The following is a 23,976-nucleotide window of genomic DNA, read 5'->3' on the forward strand; positions in this document are numbered from 1 at the left end:
GGGGACGCCGTGGGTACTGCCGTCGCCGCCGCAGCCTGGTCGGAAAGCGCGCGAATCAATCACCGAAGGCCAGCTCCGCCTCGACCGTTTGCCCCACCCGCAGCCACGCGCCGGCTCCGCTCGCGACCAGCGCGTTGTTGCCGAACGTGATCGCACCGTCTCGCTGCGGCTGGGCCCGGTAGACGCTCATCGTATCGCTCGGTTCGTTTGGCCAATCGGGGTCGGGTGCGCCCTTCGCCTGGTCGATGGTCGGCATCGGGCAGCGTGCGCACGGCTTGACCAGTTGCAATTGCACGGGCGGCTCGGCATCGGTCGCGCTCACGATGCTCAGCGTTTCCACATAGTCCTCTTCGTATGCGTCGAGCCCCGTCAGCACGAGATTCGGACGGAAGCGGTCAATCGGCACCGCCGGCGCGCCCTTGCGGGTGAGGCGCGTGTTCAGGTCGTCGAGCGAAGCCTGGCCGATCACCAGCAGCGGAAAACCGTCGGCAAACAGCGTCGTGGCGCCGCCGGTGCTGTCCGTGTAGTCGGGGTCGACCGTGCGTTCGCGCTCGGGATCGAAGCGCAGGAGCCGCGCCGGCATGCCGAGAAACTCGGAGAACCAGGCCGCGCTCGCTGCGCCGGTGTCGATGCCGTAGGCGGCGTCGCGCCAGACCTTCGTCTCTACTTTGCGCGACGCGTCGAGCCGCGCGGCATCCAGCGGCGTGCGCAGCTCGCTCATGCCGGGCGCGCGCAGCACCAGTTCCTCTGCATCGAGTTCAGTCGTGATGAGCGCCATACGCGGATACGCGCGCTGCGTGAACATCGCGCCTTCCGGATCGGCGACCATCCAGCCTCGATCGTATTCGAGGCCAGTCGCGAAGAGGCGCGCTTCGCGCAGCGCAATTCCCGCGCAGGATTTGACCGGATAGACAAACAGTTCGCTGATTGTAGGCATGGTGTGGGGGCGTGTCGTATGTGTAGCGCGCACGGGGTCTGTGCAAGGCTCGATTGTAAAGCCCCTTGCTCGCGGGCTTCCAGTCGGTGTGTGACGTGGGCGAGGCGCTGTGTTCGCAGTTCGATGCGCCCTGGCTTCGCGCACGCGTTGGCGGATTGATGGGCGTGGCCGTCCCGGCGATGCCGACAAAATGCTGTCACAGGCGGACGAAGGCCGGTTACGGCGACGCGTTTTGACACCCTGCTGCGCGAGGGTCGATGCCGTTTGATTTCGGCGCATCGATCGCGCCCCCGCCACGCTCGATGCGCCGTTGGAAACCGGCCGCGTGCCGCTGCCGTTTCGTCCAGCCCCGCTTGGACGTAGAATCCCCCAAGCATGGCGCTCGCCCGGCAGCCCGGCGGCCGCGCATTCGATCAATCACGGAGCACGGCCGACATCGACGGCCCGAAGCATCCACGACGATGCGACGCACCCGCCCTGCATCACCGGATAGAACTTGTAGAAGCATCCTTACCATCACCGAGACAGGAAATTCATTATGCTGAGCAAACCCGTGTTGACCGTTGCCGAAACGACCCGCATCCTCGAAGCCGCGCGTACGGAAGCCGAGAAGAACAAATGGGCCGTCGCGATCGTGGTGGTCGACGACGGCGGTCATCCGCTCGGAATGCTGCGGCTCGACGGCGGTGCGCCGGCCAGCTCGTACATCGCGACGGAAAAAGCGCGCACCGCGGCGATCGGCCGTCGTGAGACCAAGGTCTACGAAGACATGATCAACAATGGCCGCACCGCGTTCCTGAGCGCGCCGCTGCAAGGCACGCTGGAAGGCGGCGTGCCGGTGATCGTCGATGGCCAGGTGGTCGGCGCGGTCGGCGTGTCCGGCGTCAAGTCGGATCAGGACGTGCAGATCGCCAAGGCGGGTATCGCGGCCCTCGCGGCCTGAAGCGTGAGAGCGTCGGCAACGGCGCGCCCGCCTCGATCGAATTGAAGTACCCCGTGGCATCACTCTGGCAATAACTGGCAATCACGCGGACCGATGCCCCCTCATCGGTCCCATTCAGACAGATGGAGCAGTCGATGACTCAGATGAACCCGCGCGGCGGACTGCAGGTCGCCGCCAACCTCGACCAGTTCGTCGAAACCGAAGCCCTGCCCGGCACCGGAATCGACAGCGCCGCATTCTGGTCGGGTTTCGACGCCCTCGTGCACGAGCTGGCGCCCAAAAATCGGGCGCTGCTCGCCGAGCGCGACCGCCTGCAAACCGAACTAGATAGCTGGCATCGCGCGAATCCGGGTCCGGTGCGCGATCTGCGCGCGTATCGCGCGTTCCTCGAGGGCATCGGCTATATCGTGCCGGCACCTTCGCGCGTCCAGGCCACGACCGACCAGGTGGACACTGAAATCGCCGAACAGGCCGGCCCGCAACTCGTCGTGCCGCTGTCGAATCAGCGCTATGCGCTGAACGCGGCGAACGCGCGCTGGGGCAGCCTGTACGACGCGCTGTACGGCACCGATGCGATCCCCGAGACCAATGGCGCGCAAAAGCAGCAGGCCTTCAATCCGGTGCGCGGCGCCGCGGTGATCGCGTATGCGCGCAAGTTTCTCGATCAGGCCGCCCCGCTCGCGAACGGCTCGCATGCCGACGTGACGCGCTATCACGTCGAAAACGGCAAGCTGGTCGTCACGTTGAAGAGCGGCACGAGCGAGCTCGCGAAGCCCGCGCAGTTCATCGGCTATCAGGGCGATGAAAGCGCGCCGTCCTCCGTGCTGCTCAAGCACAACGGCCTGCACTTCGACATCCAGATCGACGCGAACGATTCGATCGGCAAGACCGATGCGGCGCATGTGAAGGACGTCGTGGTCGAAGCGGCGGTGAGCACGATCATCGATTGCGAAGACTCGGTCGCGGCCGTGGATGCGCACGACAAGGTGCAGCTCTATCGCAACTGGCTCGGCCTGATGACCGGCGATCTGACCGAAGAGGTCACGAAGAACGGCAAGACCTTCACGCGGCGTCTGAACGAAGATCGCGTGTACGTCGCCGCGAATGGCACCGCGCCCGTCGTGCTGCATGGCCGCTCGCTGCTGTTCATCCGCAACGTCGGCCATTTGATGACCAATCCGGCCGTGCTGACGAAGGATGGCCACGAAATTCCGGAAGGCATTCTCGACGCGGTGATCACGACGCTGTGCGCGCTGCACGACCGCAAGCACAAACTGAATTCGCGCACCGGCTCGATCTACATCGTCAAGCCGAAGATGCACGGCCCGGCCGAAGTCGCGTTCGCGAGCGAGCTGTTCGCGCGCGTCGAAGACCTGCTGCAATTGCCGCGCAACACGATCAAGATGGGCATCATGGACGAGGAGCGCCGCACCAGCGTGAACCTGCTCGCCTGTATCGCCGAAGCGTCGGAGCGGGTTGCGTTCATCAACACGGGCTTTCTCGATCGCACCGGCGACGAGATGCACTCGGCCATGGAAGCCGGCCCGATGATGCGCAAGGGCGATATGAAGTCGAGCGCGTGGATCGCCGCATATGAGCGCAGTAACGTGCTGGCCGGGTTGAGCGCGGGCCTGCGCGGCCGCTCGCAGATCGGCAAGGGCATGTGGGCGATGCCCGACCTGATGCACGCGATGCTCGAACAGAAGATCGCGCATCCGAAGGCCGGTGCGAACACCGCCTGGGTGCCCTCGCCGACCGCCGCGACGCTGCATGCGCTGCACTATCACCAGATCGACGTGCAGGCGGTTCAGCAGCAGCTGGAGCGCACCGACTACGCGATGGTGCGCGACGAACTGCTCGACGGCCTGCTGACGATTCCGGTGGTCGAATCCGCGAAGTGGAGCGACGACGAGATTCGCAGCGAGATCGACAACAACGCGCAAGGCATTCTCGGCTACGTGGTGCGCTGGATCGACCAGGGCGTGGGCTGCTCGAAAGTGCCGGACATTCACGACGTCGGCCTCATGGAAGACCGCGCGACGCTGCGGATTTCGAGCCAGCACATCGCCAACTGGCTGCATCACGGCGTGGTGAAGCGCGAGCTGGTCGAAGAGACGTTCCGGCGCATGGCGAAGGTGGTCGACCAACAGAACGCCGGCGACCCGCATTACCAGCCGATGGCGCCGGGCTTCGACACGATCGCGTTCAAGGCCGCCCAGGCGCTGGTATTCGAAGGACGCCAGCAGCCGAGCGGTTATACGGAACCGTTGCTGCACAAGTTCCGGCTGGAAGTGAAGCAGCAGGGGTAAGGCTGTCGTGGCCTGCCCGCTTCGCTTTCAGTGACGGGCGAAGCGGCTGAAACGACAACGGGCGCCGCGATGCGGCGCCCGTTTTTTTATTGGCGCAGAGCTTTCATGCGGCGCTTGCGCTCAGCGCGATGGCATGTAACCCGCACGGTTCAGCAGCGCATCAACCCAACCGCTGAACGACTCAGGCCGCTTCCGCCGTGTACTGCGCCGGCATGCCCGCCGGCTGGTTGTTCTGCATATACGCCTGCAGATACGCTTCGAAATCTGCCTTCACTTCCGGGTGGCGCAGCGCGAATTCCACCGTCGCCTTCAGATAGCCTAACTTGCTGCCGCAATCGAAACGCGTGCCGAAATAGCGATACGCGAGTACCTGCTCTTCGGTCAGCAGCGACTGCACCGCGTCGGTCAGTTGCAGTTCGCCGCCCGCACCCGGCTTCAACGCGCGGATATGCTTGAAGATGGTCGGCATCAGCACGTAGCGGCCCACCACGCCGAGATTCGACGGCGCGACATCCGGCGCCGGCTTTTCGACGATGCCCGACAGCTTGATCACGTTGTCTTCCCATTCACGGCCGTCGACCACGCCATACGAACGGCTGTCTTCACGTGCAATGGTTTCGACGCCGATCACCGAGCTGTGATAGTGATTGAAGGTGTCGACAAGCTGGCTCATCACCGGCTTCGAGCTGTGCAGCAGGTCGTCGGCCAGAATCACGGCGAACGGGCTGTCGCCCACCAGTTTTTCGGCGCACAGCACCGCGTGACCCAAGCCGAGCGCTTCGGCCTGGCGCACGTAGAAGCAGTCGACGTTGGCCGGCTTGATGCTGCGCACGAGGTCGAGCAGCTTCTGCTTGTTGCGTGCTTCGAGTTCGGATTCGATCTCATAGGACTTGTCGAAGTGATCTTCGATCGCGCGCTTGCTGCGGCCCGTCACGAAGATCATCTCGGTGATGCCGGCGGCAATCGCTTCCTCGACCGCGTACTGGATCAGCGGCTTGTCCACGATCGGCAGCATTTCCTTAGGACTTGCTTTGGTAGCCGGCAGGAATCGTGTCCCGAGGCCCGCTACGGGAAACACGGCTTTGGTGACTTTCAGCATGGTAGGCATTCCCATATCGGTTAGAAGTTAGTGTGATCGCGGACCTGGCGGCGAATCGATGTCGCCGGAAAGACTAGCAAAAAAATCCACGTGTTTCACGTGCGATTTTTTATCGAATCAACAAAAATAAATCGATTCGCGCTCAATATGCCGAATCGCGATAAGCGACAGGAAATAATTACATATATCAATTGAATTATTTCCGGCGATTCCGAAAATTTTACGTATCGAAGCGCCGGCCGGCCGCCCGCGGCATGGCAGTGAAGCGCGGCATTGTCACACGCGTTTCATCGATTCTCGTTCCACCTCATTCGTTTTCGTCGACGGGCGGCAGCTTGCCCGGATTCATGCGGTAACGGCGGATCGGCTCGTTGCGCAAGGCCTCGCGGTAAGCAGACGCGGCAACGAGGATCAGCAGCACGGCAATGCCGGCGAGTAAATGCAGGTTCATGACTTCACCTCTGGTCAGGAAAATCCGTGCTTTAAATTAGCACGACAAAAGCGGTAAATAATTCGCCGCGGCATCTGCTTATGCTCGATTACAATTCGTCACAAAATAGGGATTCAATTCAATACGGCAGAAATTTTTTTATCGATTTTTTGCGGCCGCGGTGCTCTAGCATGTGATCCATTGCGGGCGCATACGGCGCCCGGCACTCCGCTTTTTCCCATTCAGATTCAGAATAAGGATCGCGCATGAGCGACTCAGCACTGGATGCCGCCGGCTCATCCCTGCCGCTGTCCCCCTCTGGCCCTGCTCGTGCGGCCAGCGCCGCCTCGCGTGCGTCGGCCGACGCGCGCGCCGACAGCGCCGGCAAGGAACACGTGATCGACGCGATGCGCGGCTTCGCCGCGTTGCTGGTCGCGTATTTTCATTGCCGCCAGGTCGCATGGGTCGGCATGCAGGCGTTTCATCAGAGCGTCGGCCATTCGTTCAGCTTGAGCACGATCGCCGCCTATCTGACGTTCCCGATCGCGTGGGGCTCGGCGGGTGTGCCGATTTTCTTCGTGATCAGCGGCTATTGCATTCATCGCGGCGGCGCCCTGCGCCTTGCAGCCAATCCCGCTTACCGGCTCGACGCGGCCAATTTCTGGGTACGCCGTTTCGCGCGCATCTATCCGGTGCTGCTCGCGGCGCTGGTGCTGACCTTCGCGCTCGACTGGTTCAGCCTGCAACTGCCGCCTGTCAGCCACAAGATCCGCGAGATCGGCCTGCAGGCGTTTCTCGTCAACCTGTTCTCGCTGCAAGGCGTGGCCGGCAAGACCTACGGATCGAATGGCGCACTGTGGACGCTGTCGCTCGAGGTGCAGTTCTACGCGATCTATCCGCTGCTGTTCGCACTGCGCCGGCGCATCGGCATGACGTCGGTGCTGGCGCTCGTCGCGGTGGTCAATGTGGTCTCGGCCTATGTGCTCGAACGCCATGACCTCCAGTTCTTCACGTCGTACTGGTTCTCGTGGACGCTCGGCGCGTGGATCGCCGACGCCAAGGTTCGCAGCGCACCGCAAGCCCGCTCGTCGGCATGGCTCTATGCCCTGGCTGCAGGCTTTATCGCGCTTGGCTGCGTGGCGTTCCATTTCGGCCAGTACGGTGCGTTCCAGTTGTGGGCGCTCGGCTTCGCGTTCTATCTATACAAGGCGCTGGACCGCCGCAACGGGCCGCCACGCGCAAGCTTCGGCACGCGGCTGCTGTCCCGCTTCGGCGATTTCAGCTTTTCGCTGTACCTGATCCATCTGCCGATTTTCGTGCTGCTGTCGTCGCTGCTATTCCGCTCGGCGTTGCAGATGTCGATCTGGCCGTCGTTCGGCTATATGCTCGTGGCGGTGCCGGCCGCCTACGTGTTCTACCGGCTGGTCGAACTGCCCGCCATGAAGTGGTCTGCCAGCTTCAAACCGGCGGCCGTGAAGCCGCAGCAATAAGTTACGGCACGCAAAACAGCGATAGAAAAAACGGAGCGAAAGCTGCTGACTTTCGCTCCGCTACGCCAACGACAGGAACCGGCCGAGTCCCTGCCTACCCCCGCGTCAAATCTGTGCGCGCCGCAGCGCATCGAACCTGCCTGAACTCGCATCGACAGCGGCGGCCCGAGGGATCGATCCTCCCAGGCCGCCGTGACCCATTTAACGCCCCGCCACGCGCTTCAGAATCCGCGCGACACCGTCGACATAGGTGGCGGTGCCGAAGCGGCTCAGCGCCGTCTGGTAGCCGTTTCTGACCAGCGTGTTGCGCAGGTCGTCGTTCGAGCGCAATTCCGCAAGCGTATCGGCGAGACCGTGCGCATCGCCGGGCGTGCACATCACGCCGTTCTCGTAGTCGTCGATGATCTCCAGCACACCGCCCGCGCGGGCTGCCACCACCGGCCGCTGCGCGAGCATGCCCTCGACGATCACGCGGCCGAACGGCTCGGGCGTGATCGACGTATGGACGACCGCGTCGACCGCGCACATGCAGGCCGGAATGTCGTGCTGGAAGCCGAGAAAATGCACCCGCTCGCGCAGATCGTGCGCGGCGACGAACGCATGCAATTCGCTCTCGTACTGGTCCTCGCCGAAGAGCGGCGCGCCGACCAGCACCGCGTGCATCTGCGGATTGAGCACCATCGCTTCGAGCAGCACGTGCTGCCCTTTCCAGCGCGCGAGGCGGCTGAACGAGCCCACGAGGAACGCGTCGCGCGGCAGGTTCAGCCGCTCGCGCAGCGCCGCTTGCGGCACCGTGCGCAACGCGTCGAACGGTTCGGCGGAAATGCCGTTGAAGACGACGTCGATACGTTTGTCGTCGAACTGCGTGAGCTTCGCGAACGCCTGCGCCGACGCCGCCGAGTTGGCGATCACGTGCGTCAGACCGAACCGCGCGCACCATTTGATGATGGCGAGTTGCTTGCCGCCGAAATGCTCGGGACTCACGATGTCGCGCAGGTGCCAGACCACCGGCCGTTTCGCGAGCTTGCCGGCGATCGCGCCGATCACCATCGCCCGCTGCGTGTTCGCGTAGATCACGTCCGCCTTGCGCGCGCGTTTCGCGGTGGCGCGCACGAGCGACAGCAGGCCCTTGAGCGCCGCACCTTTCGGCAACGAACCGCCCTGCTTCTTCACATGCCGCAGCGCACCGGCATCGAGCACCTCGACTGTCACGCCCGCCTGGTCGAGCGCCGTGCGGAACGGGCCGTCGTCGAACAGCACGACCTCGATGCGCGAGCGCAGCGCCTTGACGATTTCCAGCAGCGAGAGCTCGGCGCCGCCGAGCACGCCGCTTTGATCGACGGCGAGGATGCGCGGCGCGCTCGCGGCGGCGTCCGCCTTGTAGGGGAAGTAGGCCGGCTGTTGCGCGCTGCGCAAGGCCGGTACCGCCGCGCGCACATGCGCAAAAAAACGTTCGCGGAAATGCGCGGCGGAAAACTGTTCGGCGTTGGCGCGGCAATCCATCGGCGAAAAACGCTTGATGTGCGTATCGAAACGCTCGACCGCGGCGATGATCGATTCGGCATCCTGCTCATCGAAGAACATGCCGGTGGGCCGCGGCTCCGACAGATCGCGCACGGTTTCGAGCGCGCCGCCCTTGCCGTAGGCAATCACCGGTGTGCCGCACGCCTGCGCTTCGACCACCGAAATGCCGAAGTCTTCCTCGGCGGCGAACACGAAGGCCTTCGCGCGGCTCATCCGGTCCTTGAGCACCTTGAACGGCTGGTAGCCCATGATCTCGACGTTCGGCCCCGCCTTCGCGCGGATCTTCTCCATGTCGGGACCGTCGCCGATCACGACCAGCTTGCGCTCGGGCATGCGCGCGAACGCCTCGACGATCAGGTCGATCTTCTTGTACGGCACCATCCGCGATGCGGTCAGGTAGAAGTCTTCCTTGTCGGTGCACAACGAAAAGGCTTCGACGTCGACCGGCGGAAAGATCACCTGCGCCTCGCGCTGATAGACCTTTTTGATGCGCCGCGCGATGAACTGCGAGTTCGCGACGAAGCCGTCCACCGAGTTCGATGTGCGGATATCCCAGTTGCGGATGTAATGCAGGATCAGCCGCGCGAGCGCCGACTTCGGACCGTTAGTCAGTTTCGACTGCTGCAGGTATTGATGCTGCAGATCCCACGCGTAGCGGATCGGCGAATGCACGTAGCTGATATGCACCTGGTCGGGGCCGGTCAGAATGCCCTTGGCGACCGCATGGCTGCTGGAGATCACCACGTCGTACGCCGACACGTCCAGCTGCTCGATCGCGAGCGGCATCAGCGGCAGATACGAGCGGTACTTGCTGCGTGCGAGCGGCAGCTTCTGGATGAACGACGTCGTGACCGACTTGCCGCGCAGAAAGCTGCGGTCGTCGAGAAAGTCGACGAGACTGAACAGGTCCGCGTCCGGAAAGCACGCGACGATCTGCTCGAGCACTTTCTCCGCGCCCGCATAGGTGACGAGCCAGTCATGCACGATCGCGATGCGCACCGTTTTATCGGCGCGGATCGCGGCGCGGCGCGCCGTGGCCTGCACGCCGGGCACGCCGGTGAGTTCGGCGAGCGCGCTGCGCTTTGCGGGCCGCAGCACGGCTTCTTCAAGGATGTCCTGGTTCATGCGCTTTTCCTCGGATTCAGTCGCAACAGCAGTGAACGCGCAAGATTGCGCAAGGCGGGGGTCATCGTGATCGACCAGGCGAGATTCGCGCCGACCATCAATGCGCCGGCGGCGAGCGCCAGCGCGAGACCCGGCAGGAAGCTCGCGAGCCACAGGCTCGCGAGCAGGAAAGCGAGGTGGGCCAGCATGTCGAGCGCGATCTGGCGCGCGCGGATCGCCGAGAAATGCAGCAGCACCGCATAGTCGAACAGAGCGCGGCCGGCTACGGCCACCGCCGCGCCGGTTAGCCCGAAATGCGTGATGCCGAGCCACAAAGCCCCTGCAAACAGGGGCAATTCGACGAGACCGACGCGTGCGGCCGTCGCCGGACTGACCTGCGACTGGATCAGGATCCGCGTGACATTCGCCTGCCCGACCAGCCACACGGCGACGATCATGATGCGGCCCACCGGCGCGGCGACGGTGGCGATCTCATTGCCGACCCATAGATGCAGGAACGGTTCGAGCACCAGCATCGCGACCAGTGCGACCGGCGTGAACACGCCATTGAGAAATTCGAGCGACTGCTGCGTGATGGTGTCGGCATCGGCGCGGCCGACTGCGGACAAACGCGGAAACAGCGTACGCACCAGCGCGGTCGGCACGATGTTCAGCCGCGTCACGAGATTCTGCGGCACCGTGTAATACGTCACGAAACGCGCGCCGAGACGGGTGCCGAGCATCACGCGATCGAGCGAGTCGGCGATCATCGTGGTGACGCTGGCAATCAGCATCCAGCCGCCGAAATTGAACAGTCCCTTGGCCACGCCGAATTGCGGCGGCAGAACACTGCGGATGTCGAGCACCTTTAGCGCGGAGCGGCCCAGCAGAAGCGCCGCGAGGATCCGCGCGAACACCGCCGCGGCGAGCACGTTCTGCAACGTCGCGCCGAGCCACCATGCGGCGCCGAGCGGCAGCAGCTGGAACAGGAACGTGCCGATGGTCTGGTTGGTGTTGTAGACGCCAAAGCGTTCCGCGCCGTTGATTGCACCGGCGAATACCCATGACACGTTGGCAATCGGAATCGCCACCGCGAGCCACGGCAGCGCCATATAAACCTCATGCTGCAGCTCGGGTGACACCTTGGTGAAATACGCGGTGTAGAGAAACGCGCCGAAGTAGATGATCAATCCGCCGACCACCCCGGTCGCGAGATTGAGCCACGTCGCGCTCCAGAACACCCGCACGCTTTCGTCCTTGTCGCCGGATGCGCGCGCCTTCGAGATGTGGTTCTGCGCGGCCATGCTCATGCCGAGATCGAGAATCCCGAAGTAGCCGATCAACGTCCACACGAGACTGATCACGCCGTAGCGCTCGACGCCGAGCAGCTTGATATACGACGGCACGGTGACGAGCGAGACGAAGGTCGGCAGCACCAGCCCGACGAAATTGATCGTTACGTTCCTGAGAATGCCTTTGTCCATCGGATGCCCTGGGTTGACTGCGTTTGCGTTTGTCGGTGCGTTCGTGGGTGCGTTTGTGGCTGCGTTTGTCGTTGTGTTTGTGGTCACGGTTTCCAGCGGTACATCAGCACCTTGCCGCGCGCGTCTTCCTCGACGAATATCAGGTATTCGCCGTTGGCGCGCTTTGCCGCGCTGATGCCGTTGGGCACGTCCACCCAGCCCGACGCGCGCCCCACTTCCGCGCCCGGCCGGATCACGCCGAGTTCGCGGCCACTGTCCTTGTCCCACACATGCACCGCGCCGACCGGCTCGACGCCGAAGATGTATTGCCCCTCGACTGTCAGGCCGATAATCGTCGCGATGGGTTTGCTCTGCGTCTGCCAGGGCAGCGTGATCGCGTAGCGCTGCACCGGATTGCCGCTCGACCATTTGTCGTAGCGCACCAGCACGCGCCCCACCTCTTTCCAGAAGCCGCGATCGACTGGCGTGGCGGGCGTGTAGCCGGTCACGTACATCGTGTCGGTGGCGGGGTCGTAGATCGCGCGGCGCAGTTCGGTGAACGGCTGCGGCACCGGGTATTGCGTGAGATTCGAATATGAATAGAGCGGATTGCCCTTCGCATCCAGCCCGCCGAAGCGGAAGCGGTAGATGCCCTTGGTGTCGCGCGTGCGCCAGATGTCGCCATTGCTGTCGACCCACCAGCCCCAGCCGCCCGCGAGCTTCGTGCCCGTCGTGTTGAGCGTGAATTCGTCGCCATCGAAGCGGCCGTCGCCGTTCGTGTCGCGCCAGATCCAGTCGCCGCCCGGCGGCGCATTCGGCACCTTCGCGACCGCGCGCTCGCGGCCCGCGATGAAGCCCGAAGGAATCGCGGTTTCGCCGTCATGTTGCGGATCGAAGCGATAGATCTTCAGGTGATCCGCATACATGTCCGTCAGATAGAGGAAGGTGCGGCCCTTGAGCTTGCGGGCGATCGGCAGGCCCGGGTATTGATCCGTGTGAAAGACCGGATCCTCGGGATACCTGAAACGGTTAGACAGGAACCCTACGTATTTCCAGTCCTGCCCGGCGGGCTTCGACAGATCGAGTTCGAAGCGCTTGTTGCCGGTGTAGACGCTGTCCGGCCGCGACGGATCGATCCACGCACCATCGACGAACAACAGCCCCTGCACCTGCCAGTTCTGCTTGCCGTCGGGCGCATAGCTTTCGAGCGTCGCGCCGAGGCCCGCGCCGATCGGCGCGTAGCGCGGACCGATGCCGTTGGTCGATACGTAGACGTTGCCGCGCGCATCCACGCCGACGCCAGTGAGTCCATTGAAACGGCGCGGGCCCGGCTTGCCGGCCACGCCGCTGAAAATTCCGCCTTTCTCGCCGAGCGCGCCCGACTCCGCATAGCGACCGTTGCTCTTCGTGAAGAACAGCACCTGTTGGCGCGGACCGTTGTCGGCGATCAGGATGCGGCCTTGCGCGTCGACGGCGAGATCGACCGCGACCGTGTCGGCGGGCAGCGTGAAGTTTTCTTCGATGTGCTGACCGGTGGCCGTGTAATGCTCGATGCGCGCGCGTTCGCCGCGCGTGCCGCTCAGCACCCACAGCGTGCCGTCGGGCGCGAGCGCGAGGCGGCCGGGTTCGTGCACGTCCCACGCGGCCTTCTTCTGCATCGATTCGGCGTCGTACACCTCGATGCGATCGCGCGCGGTATTCGCCGCGTAGAGCGTGGTGTCGTTCGCCGCGAGACCGCCGATTTCGGCGCTCGTGCCGGTCGGCACTTCGTTCATCATCAGGAAACCGGCCGCGAGTTGCGCGTGCGGGTCGGCGGTTTTCGCGGCGGGCTGGAACGCTGCGGCGCGTTTCGGATCGGCGATCTGCCGGCGCGAAATGCCGAACCATTGCTTGCCCTTTTCGGGCCATACACCCTGCTCGACCAGATGACCCTTTTCGTTGCCGACCGCAATCGCCACGAACGCGTACTTGCGATTGACCGCGACCGCGTTGCCGCCGCCATTGCCCCAGCCATGCGTGCCACCCGCGAAGCCGAGCATCTTGCCGTTCTGATAGACGCTTGCTTCGGCGCCGCTCTCGTCCCATGGCGCGTTCGTGTACACCTTGCCGTCGGGCGCGACCGCGATCGCGGTGATGTCGATCTGCGCCCATGTGCCGTCGCCGAAGCCGAAGCTGTTGCCGATCCATGACGTTTTCGCGTTCAACGCGGTCTCCGCGCGCGCTGCGACGGTGACCGATCCTGCGGCCAGTGCGGCGGCGCATGCCAATACGGCGAACCAGCTTTTGAACGTGAAACGGGGCAAGGTAGGTCCTCCAGTCAACGCCGCGCTCGGGCACGAGTCCGCGCGACGATACAAAAGTCAGTGATGCGACGGGCCGGGCCGCCGAAAACCACACAGGAACGTGCGAGCGATTCGTGCAGGAAGGACGGCTGCGAAGCAGCGCGCTGATGCGGCATTCATTCAGGCGACATTCAGACCATGGCCGGACCGGCCACCCGTGCGACGGCCCACGCACCGTCCTGGACAGGCCAGTGCGCACGCCTGCCCGCATGGTCACCGCCTTGGCCACATTACGCGGAAAAAACACCGCGACGAAAATCGAAAATAATTCAAAAATATTCGACGCTTTAAGCATCGTGAAAGAAAGCGATTTAAAAATCGATTAAAACGGGAGGCGTGAACGGACCGCATCGCGCGGGACGATTTCCCCCATCTTTACCGATGCCAGGGCGAGCTCGCTGCATTTATTACATATTTCCCGTTCGCTGCACGGCTCACAAGACAAGCATATAAATGTCGCGGAAATGAATAACGAAACACCCTGTTGCAATCTGATTCATTTATCCAATTCATTCCCGTTTTTTCGCGATTTTCTTTTCCCTAGAATCGATTGCACTTCCGTTGCGACCGATGCGAGCGCGCCTGCCCCGTGTGGAATCTCGCGTGACGCTTCGTCCGGCCCATCCGCTTCACACCATGGACGGTTCATGACTGCCAGCGCATTGCCCCTCGCGCCCTCCCATTCCCGCATCGTGCAGCTCGACGGTTTGCGCGCCATCGCCGTGCTCGCGGTGTTCGCGCAGCACGCATTGAAAGCGCCGCTGTGGATGGGCGTCGATCTGTTTTTTGTCCTGAGCGGCTTTCTGATCAGCGGCATCCTGCTCGATCGCAAGGACCGCGGGCAATCCTATTTCCGCTACTTCTACGCACGCCGCGCGCGGCGCATCCTGCCGCCGTATCTGCTGCTGATGGTTGTGTCGTCGCTGCTGTTCGGCCTCGCGTGGGCGCAGCACTGGTACTGGTATGCGTTTTTCGCGACCAATATCGGCGACGCGCTCAATCAGAGCGGTCACGACAGCCTCAACGTGCTGTGGTCGCTCGCGGTCGAAGAGCAGTTCTACATCGTCTGGCCGTTCGTGATCCTGCTCGTGCCCGAGCGTCTGCTCGGCTACGTGGCGGCCGCCCTGATCGTGCTGGTGCCGGTGCTGCGCGCCGTGGCCACGCCATGGTTCGACTCGTTCTGGCCCATCTATTACCTGACGCCGTTCCGCATGGACCTGCTCGCGGCCGGTGCGCTGCTCGCGGTGGCGGTGCGGCGCGACCGCCAGGCGCTCGAGCCGTTCAAGTGGCTCGCGGTGCTCGGTTTCTTCGCCGCGCTCGCCGTGCTGGCGTGGCTGCATCTGCACTTTCCGCGGTTTCGCGCGGCCAATACGCCGCTGTCCAATGCCGGGCTCTACAGCGTTTCGTTGGTGCTTTGTACTTCCGTCGTGGTCATCGCCCTGCAAAGCAAGGGCATCGTCAAACGGCTGTTGTGCAATCCCGTGCTGGTCTATATCGGCACCATCAGCTACACGATTTACCTGATTCACCTGAGCGTGCTGTACGTGCTGTGGCCGCTACATCTGAACCGTTATCTGAGCGCTGGCTGTGCGCTCGCGATTACGCTCGCCTACGCGAGCATCACGTGGTTCGCATTCGAGAAGCGGTTGATTTTCGGTGCGCGCGGCAAGAATCAGGCGCATGTGTCAGCTCATGTACCTGGCCATGCGCCGGCTCAGGCGCAGACGCATGCAGCGTCCGGCGGCAGTGTCGCGCGAGCGGGCACTGCGCCGCAAAGCCGCGCATGAGACGCCGTGGAGAACTTGCCGCGGGCCTGAGGGTCGCGGCTCCGCTGTCGAGTGCACGCGTTGGCTTGCCTGTGCGCGCATGGGCCGCCGCGTTGACCGGCTCGCTCGCGATGGCGCTCGCATTCGCGCCCGAGACCTGCGCAGCCCGTAGCAATGCGGCGCAAAAGCCGCTGCCGCAAACTCAAACGCAAACGCAAACGCAGCAGCAAGTCCAGATCGACGCCTACGGCGACTCGACCACGCTCGGCATCACCTGCAACGACGGCCGCTGCGGCCCACAGCCGCAAAACGCCGTGTCCTATCTGCAGGAAGACCTGAGCGCGCATCACGGCGATCGCGTGCGCGTCACGAATTTCGGCGTAGGCGGCGCGATGGCCACGCAACTGCGCGACGGCACCGGCAACCGCCGCGCCGGCCCGAGCGCGGGTTTGCCATGGCGCGAACGCCTCGCGGCCTCGCCCGCGCAGATCGTGTTGATCAACTACGGCATCAACGAAGTGATGCAGAACCAGACGCCCGAGCAGTTTTACGCGGCTGAAACGGAACTCGTGAAAACCGCCCGGACGCTCGGCAAAGAGCCGGTTCTGCAGACCTCGAACCCGATGCCCGACAACCGGCTCAACGCACGGCTCGCCGTGATGGTCGCGATGACGCGCCGCGTGGCCGCCGAACAGCAGGTGCCGCTCGTCGACCAGTTCGCTTACGTCAGCAGTCTGCCCGACTGGAAGACGCTGATGTCGGACGGCGCGCATCCGAAACCGGGGCTCTACCGGCTCAAGGCCGAACAGGATTATCAGGTCGTCGACCCGTTGGTGCGGCGGCTGCTGGATGGCACGCTCTGAAGCGTTTTTTCAAGCGCGTGCTTCGCGAGGTCCGCTTCATGACGAAGGTGAATCGTGCTTCTGAAATGCGCTTCCGAGTGTGCCGATGAAATGCGCCCTGGCGGGTGCGAACGCTTCTTCCTTTTTTCTTTTACCAATATCGAAGGCAAGCCATGAGCCAACCACACAGCCAACCACGCAAAGCGATCATCACCGGCGTGTCCGGACAGGACGGCGCCTATCTGACCAAACTGCTGCTCGAAAAGGGCTATCACGTGACCGGCACGTACCGGCGCACGAGCTCAGTCAATTTCTGGCGCATGCGTGAGCTCGGCGTGCTCGATCATCCGAATCTGCGTCTGGTCGAGCACGATCTGACCGACCTCGGCTCGACGCTGCGCCTGCTCGAAGGCGCGCAGGCCGACGAGCTCTACAACCTCGCCGCGCAGAGCTTTGTCGGCGTCTCGTTCGATCAGCCCGTGACCACCGCCGAAGTGACCGGCGTCGGCGCACTGAATCTGCTCGAAGGCCTGCGCATTCTGAGCCCGAAGACGCGCTTCTACCAGGCGTCGACCTCCGAGATGTTCGGCCTCGTGCAGGCGGTTCCGCAGCGCGAGAGCACACCCTTCTATCCGCGCAGCCCGTATGGCGTCGCCAAGCTGTTCGCGCACTGGTCGACCATCAACTATCGCGAGTCGTACAACCTGTTCGCCAGCAGCGGGATTCTGTTCAATCACGAATCGCCGCTGCGCGGCCGCGAGTTCGTCACGCGCAAGATCACCGACACGGTCGCGAAGATCAAGCTCGGCAAAGCGGACGTGCTGGAACTCGGCAATCTGGGCGCGCAGCGCGACTGGGGCTTCGCGCTCGAATACGTCGAAGGGATGTGGCGCATGCTGCAGGCCGATACGCCGGATACCTTCGTGCTCGCCACCGGCCGCACCGAGACGGTTCGCGATTTCGTGCGCATGGCGTTCACCGCTGCGGGTTATCAGATCGAGTGGTCGGGTAAGGACGAGCGCGAGACCGGTATCGATGTCGCGACCGGCAAGACGCTGGTGCGCGTGAATCCTAAGTTCTATCGCCCGGCCGAGGTGGACCTGCTGATCGGCAGCGCGGACAAGGCACGCGAGACGCTCGGCTGGCAGCCGCGGACCACGCTCGAACAGTTGTGCCACATGATGGTTCATGCCGATATTGGCCGCAACGAGCATCACGAGACGTTCTGAGCCGATGTGAGGATGCGCGGCCGCAGCGACGGCCGCGTGCAGCCGCGCCAGGGATCGTCGGTAAAGCACGTCTACGCAAAAAGACGCGAGGCCTGATCGTCGTGATTCAGGCCTCGCGTCTTTTTGCTTCCTGGACGAAGCGAGCTGCGCTGCGCCACGCTCTTCGGCCCGAGCGTGATGCGGCGAACCACAAGTGGGGCGAGAGACTGCCGCGTCAGCGCACGCGCGGCAAGCTCATCGCCCCAGCAATTCAGTGCACCTCACCCGCCCCAATCGCCTCGCTATACACCGACGCCACACGCTTCGCGATCACCGCGTTATCGAAGTTCTCACGCGCATAGCGGCGGCACGCATCCGCATCCGGCAACTTGAGCGAGCCGTTCAGCGCGCCGGCAAGGCCATCGGCAATCGCCTGCGCGCCGGTCTCCGGCAGCACCAGATTCGGCGACAACCCCGCCACCGCTTCAGGCAGGCCGCCGACCGGCGTCACCAGCACTGGCGTACCTGAGGCGAGCGATTCGACGGTGATGAGACCGAAGCCTTCGAGCGCGACCGTCGGCACCACGCTGATATTCGCCGCCCGATACAACGCCGCCAGATGCTGATCGGGCACGAAGCCGAGCAGCTTCACGTTGTCCTCGAGACCCGCTTCGCTGATACGCGCCTGCAACTCGCCTTCGAGCCGCCCCTTGCCCGCGATCAGCAGCAGCACGTCGGGCGCGCTGCGCTTGAGCAACTTCACCGCGTCGATCAGATCTTCGAGACCCATGCGGCGCACGAGGCGGCGCACCGCCAGCACGATCGGCCGGTCCTGCGGCAATTGCAGCCTCAGGCGCGCCTCGGCCGGCGTGATCGGCAGATTGAACTGCTCGACGTCGACGCAACCGGGCACCACGCGTACGCGATCGGGCGCAATCCGGTAGCGCGAGGTCAGAATCTTGCCGAACGCTTCCGACAGCACGATCAGCCGCGACGAGCGCGCATACACGGACTGCTCCAGATAGCGCTTCGCACGCTGGCCGAGCGAATCGGCGCCTTCGACGTGGCTCTCGTCGGCCCACGGCCCCTGAAAATGCGACACCTGAGGAATGCCGCGTGTCACGTCGAGTCCCGGAAACGTGTAAAGGGCGAAGTGCGAGGAGATGACGTCCGGGCGCGAAGTGCTGATTTCCTGGCGCAGTGCACGGCGTGCCGCCATCAGCCGCAACGGCAGCGATTGCGCGGCCGAGCCGAAGCCGTTGATGGCGCCGCCGGTGTCCGCCGCCACTTTCGGCGAGCCGGCCACCACGCCGCGCACCGCGACGCCCGCGCCCGGCAGCGCGCCGATCAGCGAGTAGTACATGCGGTCGAGGCCGCCCGCGCGTTCGGGAAACCAGTGCATCCCGATCTGCAGCGATTTGATTGAGCTCGTCGTCATGGTTGTTGCCCCTGTGCGTTCTGAGAGTTGTGTCGATGAAGCGCTGAACGCCGCGAATGCGTGGCGTGGCGCAACACGCGCCGCGCCGCTACGGCATCCGTCATTCCGCGCTCTTCTGTCCGGCCAGCGTGTTCAGCGTCAGCGCGTCGGTCTTCGCGACCGCTGCCGCTTCCGCTTCGCTGCGCCGGCGGTTTTCCTGCTGCCCGGCCAACTGCCGGTACAGTGCGATATATTGCTCGGCCATGCGCGCCCAGCCGAAGCCGGTGGCGAGCTGATTGGCGGCGACGCCCATCGCGCGGCGCGCTTCGTCGTTATCCGCGAGACGCGCGACCGCGCCGGCGAGCGCCTTGGGATCGTCCGGATCGTCGAGCACGATCCCGCAATCGGGCGTGATGATTTCGGCGCCGCCCGCGGTGCGCGCGGTAACCACCGGCAAGCCGGCCGCCATCGCTTCGAGCAGCGAGAGGCTCATCGCTTCGTAGCGCGAAGGAAACACGAACGCGTCGACCGAATGCATCAGCACCGGCATCTCCTTCACGAGGCCGAGAAAATGCACGCGGTGCGCGATACCGAGCGCCTTCGCCTGTTCGGGGTACGGACTGCCCGGCAAAAAGCCGGCCACCGCGATCTGCACGTGCTCAGGCAAGTGCTTCAAAGCGGCTAGCACAGTGCCGAGATTCTTGCGCGGCGTGCGCAGATCGCCGACGAACAGCAGCAGGAATGCGTGCTTCGGCAAGCCGAATTTCTCGCGATTGCCCGTGGCCGCCGCGAAACCTTGCGTGTCCACGCCGTTGTAGATCACCTCGACGCGGTTACGTGGCGTGAGCCCGATCGCGCGGATTTCGTCGGCGACCTTTTGCGACACCGCCGTGATCACCTTCGAGCGCCGGTAGGCCCAGCGCTCGAGCAGCGCATTGCAGCGCGTATACACCGACTGATACGCGGACCACATCCCCTTCGTGAGACCGAACGGGTAGTACTTGCTGCCGAACCAGCCGCTATGCACGAAATGCGACGTATTGACGTCCGCGGGCATCCACGTGATGAAGCCGTTCACGTGCAGCACGTCGTATTCGCGGCGGTGCGCGCGCAGCCACATCGCGCTCTTGAACGCGAACACCTGCTGGCGCAGCAGATTGGTGGGCCACCAGCGGCCGATTTTCACCGGCGCCCAGCGGACGTTCGGATGCGCGAGCAGCTCGGGGGCGACGTGCGACGCGACCAGCGTGACGCCGATGTTCTCGTCGAGGGCGGCACGCGCGATCTCGTGGTTGACGCGCCCCTGGCCGTCGTTATGGCGCACTACGTGCGTGACAATGGCGACTCTCAATCCGTGCCTCCGTGGAGAAATAGCGTGCGTCGGCGGTTCATCTTGTCGTGATGGACCGCGGAAAGAATCGAAAAAACACTCATGAAAAGCAGCAGGCCGCCGGTGCCGACCAGCGAGTTGGTGAACACCAGCATCGCGAAGGTCGCGAGGCTCAGGCTCAGGCACGCGGACACGAACTTGTCGTCGCGCAACTTGAACGACGCGAGCACCGCGCGCATGAGCAGCCAGACGATGCCCGACATGTAGAGCAACGTGCCGGGCCAGCCGAGCACGAACGGGATGTTCATCACGCCGCTGTCGAAGTTGCCGTACTGGCCCAGCTGACCGCCGTCGTTGGACAGCTTGGTCGAGGTGCCGGTGGCGCCCATCCCCTCGCCGGCCACATCCGTGAACGCGGTCTTCGCGAAGGTCGCGTAGAACTCGTTGCGCGCGGCGTAGCTCTGGTCGTCGTTCAGGTTGACGATGGTGCTCAGGCGCGCCTGCATCCGCTCGGCCACCGGGCCGACCGCCAGCAGCGGCACGCACAGCCCGGCCAGCAGCACCGCGCTCGCGACGATGCGCAAGCGCACCTTGTTATTCGACTTGACGAGCTGGATCAGGAGCGCGATGACCCAGCCGCCCCAGGTCGAGCGCACGAGGCTCAGCGCGAACGAGAAGAAGCCGAGCGCCGCGGCGATCCAGCGCACGCGGTGGGTGGCCGCCATCACGAAGACCATCGCGCCCATCATCGCGAACGCGAACGGTCCCGACGAATTCATCGTGCTGAATACGCGCACGCCCATCGGCACCGGGTCGCCTTGCGAGTTCATCTGCGAGCCGAGCATCCACAGCGCGTCCCACTGCGGCATGATGAAGAACTGGATCAGGCCGTAGCCGCCCATCACCAGCATGCCCCAGATGAACGTGTTGACGATGGTGTCGCGGTACTGCGGATACTGACGCGTATGCGCCATGATGTGAAAACCGATCAGGATCGGATACAGCCAGTTGGCAAGGTCGTAGGTGGCCGCGAGCGGCCCGCTCGACATCACGCCGACCATGAACGCATAGGCGAGCCCCATGAGGACCAGCAGCACCGGCAGGCCGCGCCGCTGCGCGAGCAGCTTGTAGTAACGCAGCAGCGACAGCGCGCTGATCATCGTGACCGCCAGCGGCGCGACCTGGATGAGGCTGGTCGGCGTGAACGAGCCTTTGGACCAGTCGGCCAGACGCCGCACTTCCGGGCTCAGGAACCACAACCACCACATGAAGCCGATGTAGCGCGCCGGGCTCTTGAAGTACAGCCACAGGCCCGTGAAGATCGCGAGCACCGGGAACGCGAGCGTGAGCACCGTGCCCTGATGCGCGACGATCAGCACCGCTGTGATCAGCCACAGCAACAGCGGCGGCAGCCATTCCTGCGGGCCGCCGGACAGCAGCCGGGCCGTCCCTTTTGGGGCGGCGTCGGTGGCGTGGGCTCGCGCGATCGTCGACATCGTTCAGAGGCCTCCGCGTGATTCGCGCGCGGCAGCGCGGGCGGGTTGTGCCTGCTGCGGTGCGTGAGCCTGGGTTGCTTGCATGTGCCCTTGCGCGTGTGCCTGTGCCTGCGTTTGCTGTTGCGTTTGCGTCTGACCCTGCGCACGCGCGCGCAGCATGTCGCGCGTGATTCGCGCGTGCTGCATCGCGTAGTGTTGCGTCGTCAGATCGCGCGACAGCAAACCGGCAGCCGCCGCCTGGGCCTGGCGCAACGCCGCGGCTGGCGACGCGACGAACTGGTCCACCGCGTCGCGCAGCGCCTGCGGATCGAACGGCGGGATATAGGCCGCTTCATCCGCCGGAAAATAATCCTGCAGCGCGCCGACGTTCGTCACCACCATCGGCTTGCCGAGCGCCGCCGCTTCCAGCATCACGGTGATACCCGACGCGTGCGAGTTCGGCCGCAGCGGCACGACGATCACGTCGGCCCAGTCATATAGTTCGTGCTGCTTCCTGATACCCGAGAACAGCGCGATCTCGACATTCGGTGCGCGCAGCGACGCGGGAATTCGCCGCCGCGTCGCGAGCTTCACGGTGTAGCGCGAGTCGTTGCCGAACGCCTTGATGAGCGTCCCCCAGTCGCGGTCGCGATCGTTGCCGATCGCGGCGATGCGCAGCGGCGTATGCGGCGTCCATTGCGCGGGCGCGCTGACCGGAAAGTCGTGCGTGTTCAGGCCGTACAGCAGCGGCCGCGCGTCGCGGCCGAAATAGCGCTGACACAGCTCGGCGTTTTCGCTCGCGAGCGTGGTCAACTGATCGGCGCGGCTCATCAGCTTGCGATACAGCCAGCTACGAAAAACCCCGTACGAGGGCCACTTGTCGAGCAGCCACACGCTTTGCGCGAGCAGCAGCGGCGATGCGGCGGGGCCCGCCTTGCGTCCGCTCAGCAGCAGCATCAGCGCGGCCGACAGCCATTCCTGCTCGGTGTGCGTCCAGATCACGTCGGCGCGCAGCATCTCGGCGCGGTTGCGCCACGTGTGGATGAAGTCGAAGCCGAGCAGCGCCTTCAGCGCGCGGCGCGCGAGGCGCACGGGCTTGCCTTCGCGCGCGTCCTGCGAATAGGTCAGCCTGAACTCGTCGGACTCTGCGTGGTGATAGCCGTATAGGCAGCCGATATTGTCGCCCGGCCGGTAAAAACGCGGGTCCGCGCCGTAAAACAGATGAACGTGAACTTTCGTACTCATGCAGACACTCCGCTCTGCCGGTGGAAAGAGGCATCGGCGGCCCTGACGGTGGTCAGGGGCCGATGCGCGAACATAGGGGACGTGGTGGCCCTTGCGAGGTCGCTCACGAGAGCGCCCGGCGCGCCTCATGCGCGCCTGTACGCACCGCGCGCCAGCGCGAGAGCTTCAGCCCCGCCTGCTTCGACACCAGCGCGAGCGCCGCATGCGTGAGTCCCGGATAGACTCGCGTGCCGACCAGCGTCCACCACCACCACGCAGTCTCGCGGCGCAGCGGCGGCAACTGGTCACGCAGGATCAGATGGAAGTTGAACGCGGCGTTGCGCAACGCCGTCATGGTTTGCGCGTCGCGGCGGTCTTCGTCGAAACGTTCGGCGGGAAAGTGATCGACCGCCACGCGCGGGTCGTACATCAGCTTCCAGCCGGCATTTCTCACCGCGAGGCTGAACGCCATGTCGTTGTGAACCTGCGCGCCCGCGCCGCGCAGGCGTGCGTCGAAGCGGATCGTGCGCACCGCGTCGCGCCGGTAGCTCATGTTGGCGCCCTTCAGGATGTCGACTTCACGAGCGCCGCCGACCCCGAGATGATGATTGCCGATGATCTTGCCGTGCGCGGTGACCTTGCCCACCCGTCGCCGCTCGCCGTCGAGCACGCGGCCTTTCTCGTGCACCCAGTCACGCCCGCCGAGCGCGCCGAGACGCGCGTCGCTCTCGAACGCGGCCGCGATCCGCGCGACCCAGTCGACGTGCGGCGCGGCGTCGTCGTCGGTGATCGCGATCACGTCGCCGCTCGCGGCGTCGAGCCCGCGATTGAGCGCCGCGACCTGGCCCGGCACGTCGACCGGCGCGATCACGAGCGGCAGCTTGCCCGGCACCGCCGGATCGCGCAGACACGCATGTGTCGCGTCGTCGTCGGCGCGCGCCACCACGACCACTTCGTCGGGTGCGCGCGACTGCCGTTGCAGCGCCGCGAGGCAGCGCGCCAGATCGGCCGGGCGGCGGTATGTCGGAACCAGTACCGTCACTTTCATCGTCATGTCCTTTTTATCTTCGTTG

The 23,976-nt window shown here is 64.5% G+C and carries 17 protein-coding genes; 6 read left to right on the forward strand and 11 right to left on the reverse strand.

The features are described 5' to 3' along the window. Nucleotides 1-55 precede the first annotated feature (55 nt). Nucleotides 56-937: an MOSC domain-containing protein gene (locus HV770_RS00495; RefSeq protein ID WP_175157618.1), complete on the reverse strand. Its 882-nt coding sequence runs from the start codon at nt 935-937 to the stop codon at nt 56-58. 538 nt (nt 938-1,475) lie between these two features. On the opposite strand from HV770_RS00495, the gene HV770_RS00500 reads away from it, so the two are divergent. After that, nucleotides 1,476-1,880, forward strand: a complete 405-nt coding sequence (locus tag HV770_RS00500; protein ID WP_175157619.1) for a heme-binding protein — start codon at nt 1,476-1,478, stop codon at nt 1,878-1,880. 134 nt (nt 1,881-2,014) lie between these two features. After that, entirely contained in the window at nt 2,015-4,189 is a 2,175-nt protein-coding gene (locus HV770_RS00505) for a malate synthase G (protein ID WP_175157620.1), read from the forward strand. A gap of 181 nt (nt 4,190-4,370) precedes the next feature. Here HV770_RS00505 and galU read toward each other — a convergent pair whose 3' ends face one another. After that, entirely contained in the window at nt 4,371-5,288 is a 918-nt protein-coding gene (gene galU, locus HV770_RS00510; protein ID WP_175157621.1) for a UTP--glucose-1-phosphate uridylyltransferase GalU, read from the reverse strand. Between the two features lie 307 nt (nt 5,289-5,595). Beyond that, on the reverse strand, nt 5,596-5,739 hold the full coding sequence (locus HV770_RS00515) for a hypothetical protein (protein WP_175157622.1): 144 nt from the start codon (nt 5,737-5,739) through the stop codon (nt 5,596-5,598). Nucleotides 5,740-5,984: 245 nt separating this feature from the next. Between HV770_RS00515 and HV770_RS00520 the strand changes: the two genes are divergently transcribed. Then, nucleotides 5,985-7,208, forward strand: coding sequence for an acyltransferase family protein (locus HV770_RS00520; protein ID WP_175157623.1), 1,224 nt, complete (start codon nt 5,985-5,987; stop codon nt 7,206-7,208). Between the two features lie 201 nt (nt 7,209-7,409). Here HV770_RS00520 and HV770_RS00525 read toward each other — a convergent pair whose 3' ends face one another. From HV770_RS00525 to HV770_RS00535, 3 genes are all read right to left on the reverse strand, one after another. After that, a complete protein-coding gene (locus HV770_RS00525; protein ID WP_175157624.1) occupies nt 7,410-9,857 on the reverse strand; it encodes a glycosyltransferase family 4 protein in 2,448 nt (815 codons plus the stop codon). Further along, nucleotides 9,854-11,320 (reverse strand): flippase, encoded by a 1,467-nt coding sequence (locus tag HV770_RS00530; protein ID WP_175157625.1) that lies wholly within the window; start codon nt 11,318-11,320, stop codon nt 9,854-9,856. Before HV770_RS00530 ends, HV770_RS00525 begins: the two co-directional genes overlap by 4 nt. Nucleotides 11,321-11,403: 83 nt before the next feature. Next, a complete protein-coding gene (locus HV770_RS00535) occupies nt 11,404-13,602 on the reverse strand; it encodes an NHL repeat-containing protein (protein ID WP_175157626.1) in 2,199 nt (732 codons plus the stop codon). 686 nt (nt 13,603-14,288) lie between these two features. Between HV770_RS00535 and HV770_RS00540 the strand changes: the two genes are divergently transcribed. From HV770_RS00540 to gmd, 3 genes are all read left to right on the forward strand, one after another. Then, nucleotides 14,289-15,428 (forward strand): acyltransferase family protein, encoded by a 1,140-nt coding sequence (locus tag HV770_RS00540; RefSeq protein WP_175157627.1) that lies wholly within the window; start codon nt 14,289-14,291, stop codon nt 15,426-15,428. A 110-nt stretch (nt 15,429-15,538) separates the two neighbouring features. Beyond that, the gene (locus HV770_RS00545; protein WP_175158005.1) at nt 15,539-16,270 is read left to right on the forward strand and encodes an SGNH/GDSL hydrolase family protein; all 732 of its coding nucleotides are present in this window, start codon (nt 15,539-15,541) and stop codon (nt 16,268-16,270) included. 152 nt (nt 16,271-16,422) lie between these two features. Beyond that, entirely contained in the window at nt 16,423-17,478 is a 1,056-nt protein-coding gene (gmd, locus tag HV770_RS00550) for a GDP-mannose 4,6-dehydratase (protein ID WP_175157628.1), read from the forward strand. A gap of 250 nt (nt 17,479-17,728) precedes the next feature. On the opposite strand, the gene HV770_RS00555 is transcribed toward gmd, so the two are convergent. The 5 genes from HV770_RS00555 to HV770_RS00575 form a co-directional block, all read right to left on the reverse strand. Next, a complete protein-coding gene (locus HV770_RS00555) occupies nt 17,729-18,895 on the reverse strand; it encodes a glycosyltransferase family 4 protein (RefSeq protein ID WP_175157629.1) in 1,167 nt (388 codons plus the stop codon). Nucleotides 18,896-18,995: 100 nt separating this feature from the next. Beyond that, nucleotides 18,996-20,225, reverse strand: a complete 1,230-nt coding sequence (locus HV770_RS00560) for a glycosyltransferase family 4 protein (RefSeq protein WP_175157630.1) — start codon at nt 20,223-20,225, stop codon at nt 18,996-18,998. Beyond that, the gene (locus HV770_RS00565; protein WP_175157631.1) at nt 20,222-21,700 is read right to left on the reverse strand and encodes a glucose-6-phosphate isomerase; all 1,479 of its coding nucleotides are present in this window, start codon (nt 21,698-21,700) and stop codon (nt 20,222-20,224) included. The genes HV770_RS00560 and HV770_RS00565 overlap by 4 nt, the downstream gene beginning before the upstream one ends. 3 nt (nt 21,701-21,703) lie before the next feature. Further along, entirely contained in the window at nt 21,704-22,924 is a 1,221-nt protein-coding gene (locus HV770_RS00570; protein ID WP_175157632.1) for a glycosyltransferase, read from the reverse strand. 103 nt (nt 22,925-23,027) lie between these two features. Further along, nucleotides 23,028-23,951: a glycosyltransferase family 2 protein gene (locus tag HV770_RS00575; RefSeq protein ID WP_175157633.1), complete on the reverse strand. Its 924-nt coding sequence runs from the start codon at nt 23,949-23,951 to the stop codon at nt 23,028-23,030. Nucleotides 23,952-23,976 lie beyond the last annotated feature (25 nt).

Source organism: Paraburkholderia fynbosensis (assembly GCF_902859935.1).
Classification (GTDB): Bacteria; Pseudomonadota; Gammaproteobacteria; order Burkholderiales; family Burkholderiaceae; genus Paraburkholderia; species Paraburkholderia fynbosensis.